This window comes from Bacillus sp. XF8 (assembly GCF_017498755.1).
Lineage (GTDB): Bacteria > Bacillota > Bacilli > Bacillales > Bacillaceae_G > Bacillus_A > Bacillus_A bingmayongensis.
In genome coordinates this window covers 1-20,702 of record NZ_JAGDQK010000021.1, presented here as the reverse complement: position 1 = coordinate 20,702, position 20,702 = coordinate 1, and the positions used below count along the sequence as shown (strand labels likewise).

The 20,702-nt window shown below is 36.2% G+C and carries 21 protein-coding genes; 13 read left to right on the top strand and 8 right to left on the bottom strand.

Annotated features, from left to right (window positions below; genetic code table 11):
• Together etfA and trxA are read left to right on the top strand one after the other, a co-directional pair.
• Complete coding sequence (etfA, locus tag J4P91_RS14280; protein ID WP_017150591.1) at positions 1-978, top strand: electron transfer flavoprotein subunit alpha; 978 nt, start codon at positions 1-3, stop codon at positions 976-978.
• Positions 979-1,187: 209 nt separating this feature from the next.
• The gene (gene trxA, locus J4P91_RS14275) at positions 1,188-1,502 is read left to right on the top strand and encodes a thioredoxin (protein WP_003200692.1); all 315 of its coding nucleotides are present in this window, start codon (positions 1,188-1,190) and stop codon (positions 1,500-1,502) included.
• A 100-nt stretch (positions 1,503-1,602) separates the two neighbouring features.
• Here the strand turns inward: trxA and J4P91_RS14270 are convergent, their stop codons facing one another.
• A complete protein-coding gene (locus tag J4P91_RS14270) occupies positions 1,603-1,851 on the bottom strand; it encodes a cytoplasmic protein (protein WP_207994668.1) in 249 nt (82 codons plus the stop codon).
• A gap of 307 nt (positions 1,852-2,158) precedes the next feature.
• Here J4P91_RS14270 and uvrC point away from each other — a divergent pair, with 307 nt between their 5' ends.
• Entirely contained in the window at positions 2,159-3,943 is a 1,785-nt protein-coding gene (uvrC, locus tag J4P91_RS14265) for an excinuclease ABC subunit C (protein WP_207994667.1), read from the top strand.
• Between the two features lie 120 nt (positions 3,944-4,063).
• Here the strand turns inward: uvrC and J4P91_RS14260 are convergent, their stop codons facing one another.
• Positions 4,064-4,513: a YslB family protein gene (locus J4P91_RS14260; protein ID WP_017150595.1), complete on the bottom strand. Its 450-nt coding sequence runs from the start codon at positions 4,511-4,513 to the stop codon at positions 4,064-4,066.
• A 312-nt stretch (positions 4,514-4,825) separates the two neighbouring features.
• On the opposite strand from J4P91_RS14260, the gene sdhC reads away from it, so the two are divergent.
• The 4 genes from sdhC to J4P91_RS14240 all read left to right on the top strand — a co-directional run bounded on the left by sdhC (position 4,826) and on the right by J4P91_RS14240 (position 8,773).
• Positions 4,826-5,452, top strand: coding sequence for a succinate dehydrogenase cytochrome B558 (gene sdhC / locus J4P91_RS14255; RefSeq protein ID WP_017150597.1), 627 nt, complete (start codon positions 4,826-4,828; stop codon positions 5,450-5,452).
• A 13-nt stretch (positions 5,453-5,465) separates the two neighbouring features.
• Positions 5,466-7,259: a succinate dehydrogenase flavoprotein subunit gene (gene sdhA / locus J4P91_RS14250; protein ID WP_207994666.1), complete on the top strand. Its 1,794-nt coding sequence runs from the start codon at positions 5,466-5,468 to the stop codon at positions 7,257-7,259.
• Positions 7,252-8,013: a succinate dehydrogenase iron-sulfur subunit gene (gene sdhB, locus J4P91_RS14245; RefSeq protein ID WP_017150599.1), complete on the top strand. Its 762-nt coding sequence runs from the start codon at positions 7,252-7,254 to the stop codon at positions 8,011-8,013. Before sdhA ends, sdhB begins: the two co-directional genes overlap by 8 nt.
• Positions 8,014-8,326: 313 nt before the next feature.
• A complete protein-coding gene (locus J4P91_RS14240) occupies positions 8,327-8,773 on the top strand; it encodes an acyl-CoA thioesterase (RefSeq protein ID WP_017150600.1) in 447 nt (148 codons plus the stop codon).
• Positions 8,774-8,797: 24 nt separating this feature from the next.
• Here J4P91_RS14240 and J4P91_RS14235 read toward each other — a convergent pair whose 3' ends face one another.
• A complete protein-coding gene (locus J4P91_RS14235; RefSeq protein WP_207994665.1) occupies positions 8,798-9,568 on the bottom strand; it encodes a M15 family metallopeptidase in 771 nt (256 codons plus the stop codon).
• Positions 9,569-9,797: 229 nt separating this feature from the next.
• Complete coding sequence (locus J4P91_RS14230; RefSeq protein ID WP_207994664.1) at positions 9,798-10,628, bottom strand: 5'-nucleotidase, lipoprotein e(P4) family; 831 nt, start codon at positions 10,626-10,628, stop codon at positions 9,798-9,800.
• Positions 10,629-11,014: 386 nt separating this feature from the next.
• On the opposite strand from J4P91_RS14230, the gene J4P91_RS14225 reads away from it, so the two are divergent.
• The 3 genes from J4P91_RS14225 to J4P91_RS14215 all read left to right on the top strand — a co-directional run bounded on the left by J4P91_RS14225 (position 11,015) and on the right by J4P91_RS14215 (position 13,671).
• Positions 11,015-11,899, top strand: a complete 885-nt coding sequence (locus J4P91_RS14225; protein WP_207994663.1) for an ABC transporter ATP-binding protein — start codon at positions 11,015-11,017, stop codon at positions 11,897-11,899.
• Positions 11,900-11,901: 2 nt separating this feature from the next.
• Positions 11,902-13,122: an ABC transporter permease gene (locus tag J4P91_RS14220; RefSeq protein WP_207994662.1), complete on the top strand. Its 1,221-nt coding sequence runs from the start codon at positions 11,902-11,904 to the stop codon at positions 13,120-13,122.
• Between the two features lie 117 nt (positions 13,123-13,239).
• Positions 13,240-13,671, top strand: a complete 432-nt coding sequence (locus J4P91_RS14215; RefSeq protein ID WP_017150605.1) for an Rrf2 family transcriptional regulator — start codon at positions 13,240-13,242, stop codon at positions 13,669-13,671.
• Positions 13,672-13,728: 57 nt separating this feature from the next.
• On the opposite strand, the gene J4P91_RS14210 is transcribed toward J4P91_RS14215, so the two are convergent.
• Together J4P91_RS14210 and J4P91_RS14205 are read right to left on the bottom strand one after the other, a co-directional pair.
• Complete coding sequence (locus tag J4P91_RS14210) at positions 13,729-14,394, bottom strand: aquaporin (protein WP_017150606.1); 666 nt, start codon at positions 14,392-14,394, stop codon at positions 13,729-13,731.
• 176 nt (positions 14,395-14,570) lie between these two features.
• Positions 14,571-15,536, bottom strand: a complete 966-nt coding sequence (locus tag J4P91_RS14205; protein WP_207994661.1) for a DMT family transporter — start codon at positions 15,534-15,536, stop codon at positions 14,571-14,573.
• Between the two features lie 102 nt (positions 15,537-15,638).
• On the opposite strand from J4P91_RS14205, the gene J4P91_RS14200 reads away from it, so the two are divergent.
• Complete coding sequence (locus J4P91_RS14200; protein WP_207994660.1) at positions 15,639-16,211, top strand: helix-turn-helix domain-containing protein; 573 nt, start codon at positions 15,639-15,641, stop codon at positions 16,209-16,211.
• 199 nt (positions 16,212-16,410) lie between these two features.
• Here J4P91_RS14200 and J4P91_RS14195 read toward each other — a convergent pair whose 3' ends face one another.
• Both J4P91_RS14195 and J4P91_RS14190 read right to left on the bottom strand, forming a co-directional pair.
• Positions 16,411-16,596, bottom strand: coding sequence for a PspC domain-containing protein (locus tag J4P91_RS14195; RefSeq protein ID WP_017150609.1), 186 nt, complete (start codon positions 16,594-16,596; stop codon positions 16,411-16,413).
• A 264-nt stretch (positions 16,597-16,860) separates the two neighbouring features.
• Positions 16,861-18,684 carry an APC family permease gene (locus tag J4P91_RS14190; protein ID WP_207994659.1) on the bottom strand — a complete coding sequence of 608 codons (1,824 nt, stop codon included), beginning with the start codon at positions 18,682-18,684 and terminating at the stop codon, positions 16,861-16,863.
• A gap of 676 nt (positions 18,685-19,360) precedes the next feature.
• On the opposite strand from J4P91_RS14190, the gene gerE reads away from it, so the two are divergent.
• Together gerE and racE are read left to right on the top strand one after the other, a co-directional pair.
• Positions 19,361-19,585 (top strand): spore germination transcription factor GerE, encoded by a 225-nt coding sequence (gerE, locus tag J4P91_RS14185; RefSeq protein ID WP_000659484.1) that lies wholly within the window; start codon positions 19,361-19,363, stop codon positions 19,583-19,585.
• 188 nt (positions 19,586-19,773) lie between these two features.
• Entirely contained in the window at positions 19,774-20,589 is an 816-nt protein-coding gene (racE, locus tag J4P91_RS14180) for a glutamate racemase (protein WP_154652019.1), read from the top strand.
• Positions 20,590-20,702: the final 113 nt, after the last annotated feature.

Below are 20,702 nucleotides of genomic sequence, written 5' to 3'. Positions count from 1 at the left end.
ATGGCTCGTAAAGTATTAGTAATGGGTGAAGTTCGTGACGGATCACTACGTAACGTTTCGTTTGAAGCAGTAGCAGCAGCGAAAACAATTGCAGAAGGCGGTGAAGTGGTTGGCCTTCTAGTTGGAGAGAGCATTGCATCTTTAGCAAATGAATTGATTCATTACGGTGCAGATCGCGTTGTGACAGTTGAAAATGATAAATTAAAATCATATACATCCGATGGCTATGCACAAGCGTTTCTTGCTGTATATGCTGAGGAAAAGCCTGAAGGAATCGTATTTGGACACACAGCGCTTGGTAAAGATTTATCACCAAAGCTAGCTGCAAAACTTGAAGCTGGTCTTGTTTCCGACGTCACTGCACTAGAAGTAACGGGTGGTAATGTTGTATTTACACGCCCAATTTACTCTGGTAAAGCGTTTGAGAAGAAGATTGTAACAGATGGCATTCTGTTTGCGACAGTACGTCCAAATAACATTACGCCATTAGAAAAAGATGAAGCGCGTACAGGTGATGTGTCTTCTATTACAGTTGATGTAAAAGATTTACGTACAATCATTCAAGATGTTGTGCGTAAAACAGCAGAAGGTGTAGACCTTTCAGAAGCGAAAGTCATTATTGCTGGCGGACGCGGCGTGAAAAGTGAAGACGGTTTTAAACCGTTAAAAGAATTAGCAGATGTATTAGGCGGCGCTGTTGGAGCATCACGTGGTGCATGTGACGCAGAGTATTGCGATTATTCATTACAAATTGGACAAACGGGTAAAGTTGTTACGCCAGATTTATATATTGCATGTGGTATTTCTGGCGCGATTCAGCATTTAGCAGGTATGTCTAATTCGAAAGTAATCGTTGCAATTAATAAAGATCCTGAAGCAAGTATCTTTAAAGTAGCTGATTATGGTATTGTTGGCGACTTATTTGAAGTTGTTCCTTTATTAACAGAAGAATTTAAAAAATTAAAAGTACATTCTTAATTTGAGTAACCCTTGAGTTCCAAGTGAAATACCCCTATATATAGAAAAACGAGAGGTCCCCTGCCTCTCGTTTTTTAGCATATACCTTATATTTTTGTATAGTATAAAGGTACATTTTTTTGTTACAATACATAACGATACATAATATTCGCCACGTATATAAGTTAATGATATACTTTTGGTAGAATACACTTGAAGGAGGAAATAAAATGGCAATTGTAAACGCAACTGACCAAAACTTCGCAGCTGAAACAAGCGAAGGTATTGTATTATTAGATTTTTGGGCACCATGGTGTGGACCTTGTAAAATGATCGCTCCTGTATTAGAGGAAATCGATGCAGAATTAGGCGAAAAAGTAAAAGTTGTAAAAGTGGACGTTGATGAAAACCAAGAAACTGCTCGCAGTTTTGAAGTAATGAGTATTCCATCCCTTTTCGTATTAAAAGATGGTAAAGTGGTTGACCAAGCGTTAGGTTACAAACCAAAAGAAGCGTTAGTTGAATTAGTTTCTAAACACTTCTAATCCGAAAAAGCTGCCGTAGGGCAGCTTTTTTATTTTAAGGATTAATTAGACGATAGTGATACTCGTAAAAAACTGATTAGTGATGGAAGTTTCACTTTATTTAATCAAACCATCTTTGATGCATTCCTTTTAGAAAGGTTTCTGTAATTTTAAATCCAGAATTCTCTCCGATAATAGAGTCAATACCACAATAGGGACAAACTGCTGTATCATCGTCATCCCACCATTCAGTAATTTTACTAGGGTTAAAAATTTTTAAACAATAAAAACAACCACATATGGTTTCCTTTTCTAAGTGGATTCTATTACGAGAACCGAAACGGTGTGTGTCTTCAAAATATTTCTCCATTGTTATCCTCCTTTTTACGCTTTTCTTTGATTGTTATATTTGAATAGATTTTTTGGGTGTTTCATGCGCAAATCGTTTGCAGAGCACATCATGATTAAAGGTTAAAAAACAAAATCAAGAATTCTATTTTGTTAGTTTAGCATGAAAAAAATAGTGAAATTCTATTTGAAAAGACAAAAATACGTATAATGTTTTCATTTTTTTGCGCTTTCCGTTACAATTAAAGAACGTATGTTGGGGATTTAACGATTGTATGTTTTTGCTTGGAAACAACAATGATAAACATGTAAGAAACGGAGGTTTGCGAGTGCACGAGCATTTAAAAGAAAAATTATCAATTTTACCAGATCAACCAGGCTGTTACTTAATGAAAGATAAGCAAGGAACGGTTATATATGTCGGGAAGGCAAAGGTATTAAAAAATCGTGTGCGCTCGTATTTTACTGGTTCACATGATGGGAAGACACTCCGTCTTGTCGGAGAAATTGTTGATTTTGAATATATTGTTACCTCCTCGAATTTGGAGGCTCTCATTTTAGAATTAAATTTAATCAAAAAATATGATCCAAAATATAATATCCAATTAAAAGACGATAAAACATACCCGTTTATTAAAATTACAGCTGAAAAACAGCCACGTTTGCTTATTACGAGAAATGTAAAAAAGGATAAAGGAAAGTATTTTGGTCCGTATCCTAATGCGCAATCAGCTCATGAAACAAAAAAGCTGTTAGATCGTATGTATCCGCTTCGGAAATGTACAAATATACCAGATAAAGTTTGTTTATATTATCATATGGGACAATGCTTAGCACCTTGTGTACAAGAGGTAACGGATAAACAAAATCAAGAAATTGTAGATGGAATTGTTAAGTTTTTGAACGGTGGACATAAAGAAGTTCGTTCAGAATTGGAAGCGAAAATGTATGAAGCATCAGAAAAATTAGAGTTTGAGCGTGCAAAAGAATTGCGTGATCAAATTGCTCATATAGATGCGATTATGGAAAAGCAAAAGATGATTATGAGCGATTTAGTTGACCGCGATGTGTTTGGTTATGCGGTTGATAAAGGCTGGATGTGCGTGCAAGTTTTCTTTGTTCGAAAAGGTAAGTTAATCGAGCGCGATGTCTCCATGTTTCCAATTTATGATGAGCCTGAAGAAGGATTTTTAACATTTATCGGTCAATTTTATGAACAAAACAACCATTTTAAACCAAAGGAAATCGTAGTGCCAGGAAATATTGACCCTGAATTAGTAGAGCGTTTTTTAGAAGTGGATGCAACGCAGCCGAAACGCGGAAAGAAAAAAGACCTCGTTGAATTAGCAAACAAGAATGCGAAGATCGCTTTAGAAGAAAAGTTTTATTTAATTGAACGTGATGAGGAGCGGACGATAAAGGCTGTTGAAAATTTAGGTAAGCAGCTTGGTATTGAAACGCCATATCGTATTGAAGCATTTGATAACTCAAATATTCAAGGGACGAATCCAGTTTCAGCAATGATTGTCTTTATTGATGGAAAGCCAGCGAAAAAAGAGTATCGAAAATATAAAATAAAGACAGTTCAAGGGCCGGATGATTATGAATCGATGCGAGAGGTTGTACGCCGGCGTTATACACGTGCTTTAAAAGAGAATTTGCCACTACCTGATTTAATTGTGATTGATGGTGGGAAAGGACATCTTGCAGCTGCTAGTGATGTGCTTGAAAATGAACTTGGATTGTATATTCCGATGGCTGGACTTGTTAAGGATGATAAGCACCGTACGTCGCATTTAATGATTGGTGATCCTCCTGAGCCAGTTATGCTTGAAAGAAATAGCCAAGAATTTTATTTATTGCAGCGTATTCAAGATGAGGTACACCGATTTGCGATTACGTTCCACCGTCAGCTTCACGGGAAATCTGTTATTCAATCTGCTTTAGATGGAATTCCTGGAGTAGGAGAGAAACGAAAAAAGGTATTGTTAAAACATTTTGGTTCGTTAAAAAAAATGAAGGAAGCTTCTGTGACCGAATTTGTCGAAGCGGGAATGCCGCAAAATGTCGCAGAAACTATTTATTCCTATTTAACAGATAAGAAGACGTTGTAGTTTACAATGTCTTCTATTTTTTGTTATAATTTCAGAATGTTAAAAACATAAAAACGAATGAATATACCAAAATAAAAAGTCAACTAAACCTATATGTCTAGTTGACTGTTAATGTAGATTCTACACTTCGACAGGATCTTTTACGTCCCATTTTACAAGAAATGTGATAGAATCCGAACGTTTTTTTTGCTCTTCATATGACTCTGCAACAACATTTCGCTGCTTTTGAATTTGCTCTGCAACAAATCCAGTTTCTAATTGGTAAGAAGAATGTCTATTTTGCTTTTGGCGCTCTGTAATGAGCGGGCTTGTTAGCTGAAAATGCATTTCACGGCGTTTATGCTCGATGATGTTCAAGCGGCCCCAACCAGCTTTTTCAAAAAAATGAATGACTTCTTCAATCGTTTCTAGCGGATATTTTCGTGCTAGGTTTCTGCCAGCCCAGTATAAGATGTCATCTAATTCTTTTCCAATTAGGTCAGGTAATACTTCTTCACGCAGCAGTTCATAAGCGAAGGCGTTCAATGAAACATCTTCAAAAGATGCTATATCAATTGTATTTTTGCTCACAATATTCCCCTCTTTCTATAGGGATTATTATATAACATTTCCCATTTATAAAAACAGAACTTTCTTTGGGAAAATCTGAATATAAGGGAAGAAAAAAAGAATTGGCAAATTATATGCAAATTATGTACAAATTATGTATACGTTTTCTTGACGCTTCGACAAAAATAGGAGTAAAATGAACTTGTTATCAAATTATGCTGAAATATTGCGAATAATTTTTTCAGTTTTTCTTATAGCAATAGTGAAAAAACATTATTGTTATAAACTAATACTGAAAGCAGCAGTCAAACACTCAAGGGGGGTAATGGGGACATGAAAGGCCGCGAGTATACGTTTCGCAAGTGGCACTCATTAATGGGGGTCATTCCGGTTGGTGTCTTTTTGACGCAACATTTAGTAGTAAACAATTTTGCAACAAGAGGGGCAGAGGCTTTTAACAAAGCTGCTCATTTTATGGAGCTCCTTCCATTCCGGTATGCGCTAGAAATTTTCGTCATCTTTTTACCGATACTGTACCATGCTATATATGGATTATATATTGCATTTACAGCTAAGAACAATGCGACATCTTATAGTTATTTCCGTAACTGGATGTTTGTCTTCCAACGAATCTCAGGTATCGTTACGCTGATTTTCATAGCTTGGCATGTTTGGGAAACTCGTATTCAAGCATTGTTAGGTAAACAGGTAAATTATGACATGATGGCAGATATTTTAAATAATCCAGCTATGTTTGGTTTCTATTTAGTTGGGGTTGTATCAACAATTTTCCACTTTGCGAATGGACTATGGACATTCTGCATTAGCTGGGGAATTACAGTATCGCCACGTTCACAACGTATCTCTACTTATGTAACATTAGCTATTTTCTTAGGTTTATCTTATGTAGGTGTGAGTGCATTATTAGCGTTCATCGATCCACAGCTAGCAAATCAGTAAGGAGTGGGAGAGCATGAAAGGGAAACTTATAGTAGTCGGCGGTGGCTTAGCCGGCTTAATGGCAACGATTAAGGCAGCGGAAGCAGGAGTAAATGTTGAACTGTTCTCTTTAGTACCAGTAAAACGTTCACATTCTGTATGCGCACAGGGTGGCATTAACGGTGCCGTAAATACGAAAGGTGAAGGGGATTCTCCATGGATCCACTTTGACGATACAATTTATGGTGGTGACTTCTTAGCGAACCAACCGCCAGTTAAAGCGATGTGTGAAGCAGCGCCTGGTATTATTCATTTAATGGACCGCATGGGTGTTATGTTTAACCGTACAGAAGAAGGACTTCTTGACTTCCGTCGCTTCGGAGGAACACAACATCACCGTACAGCATTCGCTGGTGCAACAACTGGCCAACAATTATTGTACGCATTAGATGAGCAAGTACGCCGTCATGAAGTAGCAGGACTTGTAACGAAATATGAAGGTTGGGATTTCTTACGTGCTGTTGTAGATGACGAAGGTGTGTGCCGTGGAATCGTCGCACAAGACTTACAATCTATGGAGATTAAGAGTTTCCAAGCTGATGCCGTGATTATGGCAACAGGGGGCCCTGGTATCATCTTTGGAAAATCAACAAACTCTATTATTAATACAGGTACGGCAGCATCTGCTGTATATCAACAAGGTGCATATTATGCGAATGGTGAGTTCATTCAAATTCACCCAACTGCAATTCCTGGAGACGACAAATTACGTCTGATGAGTGAATCTGCACGTGGTGAAGGTGGGCGCGTTTGGACGTATAAAGATGGTAAGCCATGGTACTTCTTAGAAGAGAAATATCCTGCATACGGAAACCTTGTACCTCGTGATATTGCAACACGTGAAATCTTTGATGTATGTGTAGAGCAAAAGCTTGGTATTAATGGTGAAAACATGGTATATCTAGATCTTTCTCATAAAGATCCGAAAGAATTAGATATTAAACTTGGTGGGATTATTGAAATCTATGAAAAATTCACAGGTGATGATCCTCGTAAACTACCGATGAAAATCTTCCCTGCTGTTCACTATTCAATGGGTGGACTATGGGTTGATTATAAGCAAATGACAAGTATCCCAGGGCTGTTTGCAGCAGGTGAGTGTGATTACTCTATGCACGGTGGTAACAGACTAGGTGCTAACTCATTATTATCAGCAATTTATGGCGGTATGGTAGCGGGACCAAATGCAATTGAATATATGAAAGGTCTTTCAAAATCATCTGATGCTGTTTCATCTGCTTTATACGAGCAAAATGAATTAATCGAAACAGAGAAATTTAACAATATTTTAACGTTAGATGGTAATGAAAATGCATATGTTCTTCATAAAGAGCTTGGAGAATGGATGACAGATAACGTAACAGTAGTTCGTGAAAATAAAAAGTTATTAGAAACAGATGCGAAAATCGAAGAGTTAATGGAGCGTTATAAACGCATTAACATTAACGATACGGCGAAATGGAGTAACCAAGGTGCTTCGTTTACACGTCAACTGGCAAATATGTTTGAATTAGCTCGTGTTATTACAATAGGTGCATATAACCGTAATGAAAGCCGCGGTGCACACTATAAACCAGAATTCCCAAATCGTGATGATGCGAACTTCTTAAAAACTACAATGGCGAAATTTGAGGGAGCAGGAAATGCACCAGCATTCCATTACGAAGACGTTGATATTTCATTAATTAAACCACGTAAACGTGATTATTCTTCAAAACATGATGTAGCTGCTAAGAATGAAGAGAAGGGGGATAAACAACATGTCTGAGAAAACAATCCGCCTCATCATTACGAGACAAGATGGACCAGATGCACAATCGTTTGACCAGGAATTTGAAATTCCATACCGTCCAAATATGAATATTATTTCGGCTCTTATGGAAATTCGTCGTAATCCTGTCGATGCAAAAGGAAACCATACAACTCCTGTTGCATGGGATATGAACTGTTTAGAAGAAGTATGTGGTGCTTGTTCTATGGTAATTAACGGTAAACCGCGTCAATCATGTACAGCGCTTATCGATAAATTAGAACAACCAGTTCGTATAAAACCGATGAAGACATTCCCGGTAGTGCGTGATTTACAAGTTGATCGTAGTCGTATGTTTGATGCTTTAAAACGTGTGAAAGCTTGGGTTCCAATCGATGGTACGTATGACTTAGGACCAGGACCAAGAATGCCAGAGAAAAAGCGTCAATGGGCATATGAACTTTCAAAATGTATGACATGTGGTGTTTGCTTAGAATCATGTCCAAACGTAAACAGTAAATCTGACTTTATCGGACCAGCACCGCTTTCGCAAGCTCGTTTGTTTAACTCACATCCAACTGGTGAAATGCATAAAGCAGATCGCTTACGTGCAATCATGGGTGATGGTGGACTTGCAAACTGTGGTAACTCACAAAACTGCGTACAATCATGTCCAAAAGGTATTCCATTAACAACATCAATTGCAGCATTAAACCGTGATACAACAATTCAGTCGTTTAAAGATTTCTTTGGTAGCGACAATAACTACTAATCTATATTGCCTCTTCGAATCGAAGAGGCAATATTTATATAAATACAAATTGAAAAACTGACATAAAACCTTTCTTTTTATGTGGGAGAGAGCATCCGGCCATGCATAGAAGCGGTCAGACCCTCTTCCTGCCTCATGCCAAGTGAAAACAAAGAGAGAAAACGAGTGCAGGTCACCTTTTGTTCTTCATAGCAGCGATTTATATGTTGAAAAATCAAAATAAATATATATGGGTTTCTATCGTTTTAATTTTTTGTTTATTCTGAAATGTAGTATATTACTTATTAGAATAAGAGAAAAAGGAGAGAAAAGCATGAAGAAGATTTCTTACATTGAAGACTTTGAGAGATGGGAAAAAGGTTTTTCATTTTACATTCCTGTGAAAGTTCGATTTTGTGAAACAGATATGTTTGGACACATGAATAATGGTGTTGCATTTACATATTTTGAAGAAGCACGTATTGAGTTTTTTAAAGAGCTAGGTTTTATGCAAGAATGGACTCATGAAGCGTCAGAAACGATGATCGTGGTTGCTGATTTACAATGTAACTTTTTGAAACAAATTTTCTTCGATGAACATTTAAAGGTATATGTAAAAGCTGAAACAATTGGGAATTCCTCTTTAGATTTACACTATATGGTAAAAAATGAAGCCGGAGAAGTTTGTTTAGTAGGGCGTGGTGCAATGGTGCAAGCCTCAAAGAAAACGGGAAAAGGTGCACCTTGGCTCGAAGAATGGAAGCGAAAGTTACTGCAATAAAAATAAAAGAGCCATTTAGCTCTCTTATTTTTTTGCACCCATTGCTTCTTCTAATGTTAAGTGATGTTTATGTAAGTATGTAGCGTATGGGTTGCCAACGTAGCGAAGATGCCATGGCTCGTATGAATATTCCGTTGTATCTGTTTTATCTTCTAAATAACGAATGACGAAACCAAATTCATGAGCATGTGCTGCTACCCATTTTCCTTCTTCTGTTTCGCCAAAAATAGGTTCTAATTGATATTTTGCAGATTTAGAACTAATATCCATTGCAAGGCCTGTTTGATGTTCACTTGTTCCAGGAACAGCGCTAACAGAATCAGCTTCAGCTTTACCTTGACGTTTTACGTATATGTTATGTAATGACTGTTGCCGTTTATAAGAGCGAAATCCTGATACGGCTGTAAGCTCGAGTCCTTCTTGTTTTGCTGCGAGGAACATCTTTTCAAGAGCTGTCGCAGCATCTTTACGCAGCAACGTTTTTTCTTTATCTTTTGGGGATGTAAATGGAACGTCTGGTCTTATGAGATCATCTGGTGTATAACCATCTGGCAATTTTCGATGTTTATTTACTAACACTAGTAGTGAGTCTGGATTCGTAACAAGTGAAAAGTTCTCATCTATTTTTTCTGCTGTATGAGTTGCTTTTGGAAATGATGGAATCTCTTCTTTTGGATGTTCTAGTGTTTCTACAGCTTTCGCTTCATTTTGGAGTGGAGATTTTGAGCCGAAGTAAGCGAAGGATGTGATACCGATTGCAATAGTGGCGACAGAAATAACAATTACCTTTTTCATAAAGCTGTGTAATCTCAGTCCTTTCTTATTGTTTGTCTATTCTTTTTATTATAAGTCTACTTACTATAAAAAGAAATATAAGAGTCATAACGTAATAGAATTGCAAAGAAAATGTCAAAAAATGTTTGATTTTGTTGGTTTATATATGTAATGTTCAGATATACGTATAATTGGATTAGGATGAATTAGGAGGGGGGAGAATAGTAAAAGGATGGCTTATGCCATCCTTTTACTTGTTTACTTCAAATGATTTTAAGTTATCGCGACGAAGTTTATCTTTTTCTGTATCAGATTTTTTGAAGTTGTAATCATATAGAGCACCTTCCCAATCGCCGTACATTGGGTTAGGGAAAATAATAAATTTTTCGCCAAATTGTGCTTTTGTTTCTTCGACTGTTTGATTGCGATCTTTTACAGATTTTCCATCAAATCCAGTGAAGTCGGATAAGTTGTCACCGAAGAATAGGACGATATCGTGCGATTGTGAAACAAGTTCACGACGCTTTTCTTTCCCTTTTTCTTTCGGATCTTGTAGTAAAATATGTTCCTTTGTTGCTTGCGGAGCACCAACGCGCTCAAGATTTTTAATTGTTGCATCTAATTGATTTGTTTTACGGTTTGAAACGTAGTAAATGTCTACACCTTTAGACTCCGTATATTTTAAGAAATCAATTGCACCAGGAAGAGCTTCTGCTTCTGCTTTATTAATCCACTCATCCCATTTATAAGGATAACCCTTTCCTTCTTTCACAGTCATCGCTTGGTGAGGGCTGTTATCTAAAACAGTTTCATCTAAATCTAGTACAATTGCTGGTTTTTTGCTTGTACCTTTTGCAAGAGCTGCATCAAGTTTTAACTGACCAATATTGTATCCTTGATAGTATAACGCTTTTGTTTCACCAGCTGTTTGGAACCATAAATCAGCCATTAGCTGCTGGTCTGTTAATTTTACTTTCTCTTCTTTTGCCACAGTTTTTTCAGCTGCTCCTGAACATGCTACAAGCGATGTAGAGAGAACGGCTACAGATAATAAAGTGGTAATGCCCCTTTTCATCTTCATATGTATCCTCCTTGATGTAATTAAATCTTTTAATATTATATATTAAAAGATAATGTTTTTTATAATATTTTTTATGCATTTTTGCATATTGTTCTTTGTATATACAGTAGTATGCCCTATTTCAGTATAATGAGTAAGGGACATGCTGGTTGTTTTGTCAATTATATTTGTCAAATCGACAATTATAATTGACAAAAAGTTTTTTGTAATTTACAATTTTAACTAAATGAAACAAATGGTGGATGGAAGGGTAGCATAATATATAATATTAATTTTAAAATCTCATTATAAAAATTAATGAATTTATATGTGTTACAATATTTTGCCTATATTCAACATACCATTTAGAAGATTGTAAGAATGGTGAAAAAAGGGAGGGATTGTATTTGAGTTTACAAATTCAAAACTTAACGAAAATATTCGGCGAATCAAAGGCAGTCAATCAATTGCAAATTTCATTACCAAAAGGTGAAGTGTTAGGACTACTTGGTCGAAATGGTGCAGGGAAAACGACAACAATTAAAATGCTCCTTGGGTTATTAACTCCTAATAAAGGTTCTATTACATGGGACGGAAAAGCAATTTCTCAGAGCGGTGTAACAATTGGTTACCTTCCAGAAGAAAGAGGATTGTATACAAAAAGTAGAGTGATAGATCAACTTCGCTATTTCGGTAGATTAGAAGGAATGACGAAAAAAGAAGTAGACCGTGCGATTGATCGTTGGTTAGAAAAACTAGCAATCCCGGAATATAAATATAAATCGGCGGGAGAGCTTTCAAAAGGAAATCAGCAAAAAATCCAATTAATTGCTGCGCTTCTTCACGATCCAGAGCTTCTTATTTTAGATGAGCCATTTAGCGGACTTGATCCTGTTAATGCTGGTATGTTAGCGAATATTATTGAAGAACAAGTCCAAAAAGGAAAAACAATTATTTTATCAAGCCACCGTATGGAACAAGTGGAAGCATTTTGCCAGCACGTTTGCATTTTAAAGAAAGGTGAAGCAGTTGTAGAAGGGCAGCTAAGCGACATTAAGAAAGAATACGGTTTTCGTAATTTAACAATTGAAGATGTGGTAGAAAATGAACAGGCATTGCAAGCCTTAAATATTTCGTATGAAAAACAACAAGGACTGCTATATGTAAAAGTCCATGATGATGCAGAAGCCTTAACGATTTTACAGAAGTTACAAGGACAAGGTGTGAACTTAAGGCAATTTAAAATGCTAGAGCCAACGCTAAACGAAATATTTGTGGAAAGGGCGAAATAACAATGCGTAAATTTTCTCATGTATTTTCATTTTATTTTAGGGAATCATTTTTATCTAAAAAATCTTTGATTACGAGTGCCGTTTTATTTTTAATTGTGTTTGGGATCGTAGCGTTTACCCATTTTACTGCTGATAAAGATAAAGGGAAAGATAAAATCGCAGTGGTAACAGAAAGTACTATATATAAAGTACAAGAAAGTGATTTAACTAAATTAATCCCGTCAGCTAAAGTAACTGTGGCAAAAAAAGATGAATTTAATGCGTTACGTAAGCAAGTGGAAGAGGGAGACTTAGACGGTTTATTCCGTATTACAGAAAAGAATGGCATTCCCGAAGTTACGTATATGTATAGTGGCTTTCCAAGTCAGTCAACATCTACGCTTATAGCAAGTTATTTGAAGGAGCAGTACACGGCAGTAATGATTGAAAAAAATAATGTATCTCCGGAAGTAGCGAAACAATTACAAATAGAAATTCCTATGAAGCAAGAGGCGATAAAAGATCGGGCATCTTCCTTTGGTATCGGTTATGCATTTTCGTTTGCGTTGTATATGTTTATTATCTCGTTTGGAAATGCGATTGGGACAACAATTGCATCTGAAAAAGCATCACGTGTTATGGAACTTATGCTTCCAAAAGTAAAACCGCTTACGATGATGTATGCGAAAATTTTAGCTGTTGTAGCTACAGCTTTATTACAAATTGCTGTACTTGCTTGTGGATTTATCATTCCGTATTTATTAGGATGGATTGATTTAAATAATGCTTCAATATTTGGACTTTCTTTAGATTTTTCAACTTTAGATACATTAGTGATCAGTATGTTTATTATCTACTTTATTACAGGATATTTACTATATGCGATGTTATATGCAGCGGCTGGAGCAGTTGTATCTAAGTTAGAAGATTTACAATCAGTTGCATTGCCGATTACATTTTTAGGTATGGGAGCATTCTTCATTAGTATGAAGTCGCTATTTGATCCAAATAGTACACTGGTTTTAATCAGTTCCTATATTCCATTCTTTACACCGATGGTTACGTTCTCGCGCGTTGTAGCTGGTGAAGCAGGAGCGTTAGAGATTAGCGTTACATTAGCAATTTTAGTTGTAACAATTTTAATTATTAATTGGATTGCCAGCCGCATTTTCGTCAATGGTGTTATGAATTACTCTGATAAAGTGAAATTTAAAGATTTAGCTAAGTTTATAAAGCGTCAATAAGAAGAAAAAGCATGATTTTCTAAGGGAATCATGCTTTTTCTTTATGCACAAATAAGAAATAGTATATAATAGTATGTATCGTCTTTTGATAGAATGAACGTAAAGGAGGGTGTGCAGATGGGAATTAGTAGCCGTTTTACAGTAGGTGTTCATATGTTAACGTTACTTGCGATAGATCGAAACTCTCGCTGTACCTCTGAATGGATTGCTGGTAGTGTGAATACAAATCCAGTTGTGATTCGCCGCATTACAGGAATGTTGAAGAGAGCGGGGCTTGTTGATGTCCAGGCCGGAAAAGGTGGTACATCACTTGCTCGTGATTTAGATGAAATTACATTACTTGATGTATATAAAGCAGTGGAAGTAGTGGAAGAAGGACATTTATTTTCTTTCCATGAGAATCCCAACATTGAATGTCCAGTAGGAGCTAATATTCAATCAGTATTAGAAATTATATTGATGCAAGCGCAGGAAGCAATGGAAAATGTACTTGCGAACGTAACAGTCCAGCAGCTTGTTACAAACTTACAATCGAAAATTCAAAAATAAAAAAGCGAGCCTCATATAAAAAGGCTCGCTTTTTTATTTTCAGAAAGGATGAAAAATCTATTTTTCAGTATTTAATACGAATTTCCCAACAATGGCAGCAACGATACCACCAAGAATTGGAGCAACAATAAATACCCATAATTGAGATACAGCTTCTCCGCCAGCAAATAAAGCTGGTGCTAGGCTACGTGCAGGGTTAACTGAAGTTCCTGTTAATGGAATACCTAGTAGGTGAACTAGCACTAATGTGAAACCAATCACTAATCCAGCTAACTGTGCATTACCCTTTTTACCTGTTACAGCAATAATTACTAAAATAAAGACGAATGTTAAAACAAATTCAACTAAGAAAGATCCTGATAATCCAAGTTTTCCAAAACCATTTTGCCCTAAGTTATCTAAAGACATATTAGAAGATTTTAAAATCGTTACTAATGTTGCAGTTCCTAATAAACCACCTAAAACTTGAGCTAATAAATAACAGCTAAGCTCCATAGCATTCATTCGTTTGTTTACAAACATGGCAATTGATACTGCCGGGTTTACATGACATCCAGAAATTGTTCCAATGCTATATGCCATAGCAACAATTGATAATCCGAAAGCCATTGCGATTCCTAAAATTCCAATTCCTTCAATTCCGCCGCCTAAAACAGCAGTTCCAGTTCCGAATAATACAAGTACAAAAGTACCAATAAACTCAGCAATTCCTTTTTTTAGCATAATTTTCCTCCTTAAAATGTGCATGAGAACGTATTATAACATAGAATGATGCTGTTCTAATTATAAATAAGGAATAAAAAATATTCTGATTAAATGAACAATAAAGGTTTGTGCAATTTCGATTGTATGAAAAAAACATGGTTCTCCTTTAAGAACCATGCTTTTTCAACTTTCTGCTATGCTGTTTTCTTCTGCCGTGCAACCGGAACAGACCGATTCAAAATACTATTTGCGACCATTCCAACCATAATGATAATCATCCCAATAAGAGAGAGTCCGCTAGGGAACGAACCATTTAAGAAAATGATTTCACCAAGAACAGTAAATACCATTGTTCCAGCTTGTGTTGCTTCGACAGCTCCTAGTAATGCGAGATTATTTTTCGCTAAATCTGTAGCAAAGAAAAATGTCATTGTCGCAATAACGCCTGAGCATAGCGCTAATAAAAAACCTTGGAGAATTTGACTAGATGTTGGAATGCCTGTTGCCACAAAACCGTATATTCCAAGAATAATTGCTATAGGCAGACTACCGATTGCCATTCCTAATACACGCTGGAATGTATCAAGGCGTCCTCCTACAACCTCCATCATTTTTCGATTACCAAATGGATATAAGAAAGCTGCGAGGACAACAGGAAGAACCCCAGATATAAATTGAGTAGCTGTAATATGTCCAGCTTCTGTTGCCTGCATGCAAATGACACCGATTAAAATGAAAAGTGATACGTATAAACCGCGAAGTGGGATTTTTCCCCGCACGCGTTTTGTACCTGTTTTTGTTTCAATCGTAATAAAAAATAATGGCGATAGTAGCAAGCCAGCGAGTACTGTAACTTGCCAAGTTCCTGCAACAAGCCAAGCTGGAGAGAAGACAGCAGTAAAGCTTAATAAAGAATAAAAGCCGATGCCTGCTAGAGATCCCCATCCTAGCCATGCAAAAGGATGTTTTCGCATTTCTGACCATAAGGGCCCGAGGTTTTTGCGAAATAAAACGATAAGGAATAAAATAGGAAGAGCGAATAAAAAGCGGAAAGAAGCAGTCCAAGCCCAGCTTGTTCCGGATACATTCATCGCTCTGTTAATAATAAAGGTTGCAGAAAAAAAGGCTGATGATAAAATACCTAATAATATTGCACGCATGATGTAGCGCTCCTTTCAAAAACTGAACATTTATGTATAGTATGATATACTTAAAATAAATAAAAGTAAACTATTTTATACTTTAAGGTGGTTTTGTTACTTATGAAAGAAAAAGAGGATATGCAAACAAAAGAAGTTATTCAGCAAGTTGGTCAGTTATTACGGCAAATTCGTAATGAACAAAAACTAAGTTTAGAAGAATTGGCACAAAAAACAGGGGTCAGTAAATTAACATTAGGAAAAATTGAAAGAGGTGAAACGAATCCAACATTAGCTGTCATTTGGAAAATTACGAAAGGGCTATCTATTCCTTTATCTAGGCTAATGGTTGTTGGAGAACCGGTAGCTATTTCACGATCTGGGGCAGGTTTTGCGGTAGACGCAGGACAGGCATGGCGGTTAGAAACAATGTTTCGGTATACGAAAGAAACTGGCATGGAGATGCATCGTGCTTGTTTAAGACCACAAAGTATTTATGAGCCAGAGTCTCACCATGAAGGGGCAATTGAACTAGTTACAGTTATGAAAGGACAAGTTGCTATTCAAGTTGAAAATGATGTGTATGAATTAAATGAATTTGATTCGATTCAGTTTGAGGCAAATAAAAAGCATAGTTACAAAAATGCTGGAGATGAGATTGCTGTTTTACATTTAACGATGAAGTATTCTTCATGAGTATAAAAGAAGGGAGGGCTTGTAGAGAAGTGCTCCTTTTTTCTATGGGTTTAGAGCTGCATTTAGAAAACTGTATGTTTCGAATCACTACCATTGTGTTATTTAGTGTTTGTGTATTTTAATAAATACTCATTAGAAAAAGTTCTTTATAAAATAGAAATAAGATGAAAGAAAGGCACCGATTGGGCAACGGTGCCTTTTAGTAAGAGCGTGGCATAAGCAATAAACAAACAAGGTAAGCTAAAAAACCTGTTCCGAAACATAGAATCGCAATAACCCAAAGAATACGAATCATACTAGCGCTTATATCGAAATATTCTCCTAAACCACCGCATACACCAAATAAAACCTTATCTGTTTCAGATCTACGTAGCTTTTTTTCCATTATAAAATTCTCTCCTTTTTAATCACCATGTTGTTTTTTATGTATTGGTGATTCTTTATACTTTTATCTTACATGGAAAAGAATATGGAAACTATCGAATTATATTACATTTTTCTGAAAGGAGATTACATTTTTGTAAGACATTTTTGATGAATGTGCACCTAAAAGAAAGAGGGAAAGCAGATTTTTATCGTTTTAACCGAGAAAACCTCCTCCTCTAAACGAAGTGAAGGAGGGGGTAGTTCAATTAGGTGCAAAGTGTTTTTATTTTCGAAATCGATAAGGAACAGTTGTGACAATGACGTTTTTCTTATACAAAAGATAAACGCGTAGTAATACGCTTGATTGATTGTGCAAAATGTTATGCCAGTTCTTTTTGGTAATGAATTGAGGAATTAAAACTGTAACAAAACGGTTGTTCTCTAGCGCTTTATGTTGAATAATCGTAATTAATTTTGCAATAGGTCTCATTAAGCTTCGGTAAGATGAGACAAATGTAACAAGACGAATGTTCGGTTGCCATTCTTTCCATTTTTCTTGCATGCGTAGTTCACTTTCTTTATCAAAAGCGACATATACAGCAATAACTTGATCGCTAATCGTTTCTGCGTAGTTAATTGATTGTCCGACTACCTTCGTAATGCCAGCAATAGGAACAATCACGACATTACCAGTTAGCTTCTCAGGAATTTCATTAAAACTGACCCTTAACTGTTCTCCTACAGCAACATAATGATTATGTATGCGATGGAATATGAAAACAATGATGGGTAGGAAGATAAGGATAGACCATACTTGTGCAAATTTTGTAATAAAGAAAATAAAAAGCACAGTTAATGAAATAAGGGCACCTAATAAGTTTGTTAGTAATCTTGGCCCCCAACCTTTTGGTTTTTCCCGTATCCATTTTATAATCATCCCTGTTTGTGACAATGTAAAAGGAATAAAAACGCCCACTGCATATAGCGGAATTAATTGTTCGGTCTTACCTTGAAAGGCCATAATTAAAAAGATAGAACTGATGCCTAATGTAATAATTCCATTCGAATATCCTAAGCGATCTCCACGCATTAAATACATACGCGGCATATATTTATCTGATGCTAAATTAAATGCTAACAGTGGAAATGCTGAAAAACCTGTATTGGCAGCTAATACTAAAATAAGTGCCGTTGTTCCTTGAATAAAGTAGTATACAAAGTTTCTTCCAAAAATATTAGAAGCAATTTGAGAAACCACTGTTTCATTATGTTTTGGGGAAATTCCGTACCAATACGCTAAAAATGTAATACCGGTAAATAAAATGGCTAGAATTATACCCATGATGACGAGTGTTTTTGCTGCATTTTTCGCAGCAGGTTCTTTAAAGTTTGGAATTGCATTCGAGATAGCTTCTACTCCTGTTAAGGCAGAACAACCAGATGAAAATGCTTTTAACAACAAGAACAGTGTAATGCCAGGTACGACAGTCCCGATTGGTGTATGTAAATTGACAGGAACTTGTCCAGAAGTAATTTTAAAAATACCAACAATAATTAAAACAACAAGTGCGAAAACAAAGAGATAGACAGGATACGCTAAAACCGATGCTGATTCAGTTACACCTCGTAGGTTTAAAATTGTAATAAACAAAACAAGTATGACTGCAATTGGAACGGTATATGTGTGCAACGCCGGAAATGCTGATGTAATAGCATCGGTTCCAGCAGAAACACTTACGGCTACAGTAAGGATGTAATCAACAAGTAGTGATCCTCCCGCAATGAGCCCGGCATTTGTACCTAAATTTGTTTTTGAAACAACATAAGCACCGCCCCCATGGGGATAGGAATAAATGATTTGCCTGTACGATAGAATAAGCGCTGTTAATAAGACTAAAACCCCAATTGCGATGGGAATGGAATACCAAAAAGCAATTGCTCCAAAAGTAGCAAGAACAATTAAAATTTGTTCAGTTCCGTAAGCGACAGAAGAAAGGGCATCAGAAGACAGGATAGCGAGTGCCTTAAGTTTATTTAATTTTTGTTCTCCTAGTGCTGTTGATTTGAGTGGCCTACCGATTAAAAATCGTTTGAAGGTCGAAAACATAATGACACCACCAATACATAAAATTTTGTGTACAAAGCGGAGTGTTATGAATACATACATTCCTACCTGGTAGTATTGGCGGCTTTATGAATAATCTCTCTAAAAAGAAGGAGGTAATAAATGGAGTGAGAAAATGATCCTGAGAACTATATTGTGTGAGTCGTCTAAAACAATCAAATGAATCCATTGTATAAAAAATACTAAACCCTTGCAGTATGTCTATCAAAATGACAATTCCCATTGTGGAACATAACAAAATTATGAAAGTTAATGTTTGTTTCATATTACCATTACATTGTTTATTCCTTATATATGAGTGGGTAGTTATCTTCGTTAGATAAGTGGGGGGAAATCTTACCTTCTGTGCATGAAAAATAAAAAATGTACTCGAGTATTAAGAGTCTAATGAGAAGAAACAGGCTAGTTATGAGGTAAATAGTTATATATATTATAAGCGTTTTCGCGTTTAGTATTTAATAATTTTTTTGATGAATAGCAAGTATTATTTGAAAAAGGTTTTTTGCAGTTCTTAAATACATATAAATCGTAAATAACGTTCCGAAATTAGCCCATTTTCATTCACCTCCTGCACATTTTGTTCATACAATATCTTGACTAAATAAACACCCAACTTACACATATACAGCTCTGGCTTAAGCAAGGAGGGTTATACCAGTTGAAGGAAAAAGCGTATCAATCTAAACCTTTACTCACAAAGAGAGAGAGAGAAGTATTTGAATTACTGGTTCAAGATAAAACGACGAAGGAAATTGCAGGTGAACTTTTTATTAGTGAAAAAACTGTACGCAACCATATATCAAATGCAATGCAAAAGCTAGGGGTTAAAGGACGTTCACAAGCGGTTGTTGAGCTTCTTCGTATGGGAGAACTCGAGTTATAAACAGATGAAGTCGACTTTTTTATAAAAGGTCGGCTATTTTTCTGTCTTGCAAATTACGAAGAAAAGGAGCAAAATAAAAAAGTCCCTGGTCTATACAGGTACATATTTAGAAATCTATTAAAAAGGATACTTTAGTTTTATAAAAGCTAAAGTATGTACGATATATTTGTATGCAAAAAAGATGATGAATGAGAAAATGGGTGATTATGTTGAATAGAGCGATTGGTGTTATTGATTCGGGAGTAGGAGGATTAACAGTAGCGAAAGAGTTAATTCGTCAGCTGCCAAAAGAGCGTATTATATATTTAGGAGATACAGCACGTTGCCCTTATGGTCCGCGTTCTCGCGAGGAAGTGCGTCAATTTACATGGGAAATGACGGAACATTTATTGGCACTTGATATTAAGATGTTAGTCATTGCTTGTAATACTGCAACTGCGGTTGTATTAGAAGAGATGCAAAAACAATTACCAATTCCAGTGGTGGGTGTGATTCATCCAGGCTCGCGTACAGCCTTGAAAGTGACGAATACGTATCATGTTGGTATCATTGGAACAATTGGAACGGTAAAAAGCGGTGCGTATGAAGAGGCGCTGAAGTCCATTAATAACCGTGTTATGGTAGAGAGTTTAGCGTGTCCGCCGTTTGTTGAACTTGTAGAAAGTGGAAACTTTGAGAGTGAGATGGCTTATGAGGTTGTTAGAGAAACGTTGCAACCACTGAAAACTACTGAAATCGATACATTGATTTTAGGGTGTACGCATTATCCGATTTTAGGTCCAGTTATTAAGCGGGTAATGGGGGGAAAGGTGCAGTTAATTAGTTCTGGAGACGAAACAGCTCGTGAAGTGAGTACGATTTTATATCATAGTAAGATGTTAAATGAAGGGGAAGAGCAAAGCGATCATCTCTTTTTAACAACAGGAAAGATCGGTTTATTTAAAGAAATTGCATCTAAATGGTTTGGACAACCAATTGAAAATGTAAAGCATATTAATTTGTAAGTAAAATAGTATATTCGTAAAAAAACTCCTGAGAAGTTGAAGTGAACCCAAAAAGTTAGACAAATATTCTAAGCAGCTAATAAGGATTGGATTCTGTATTCCACAGGGCTCAA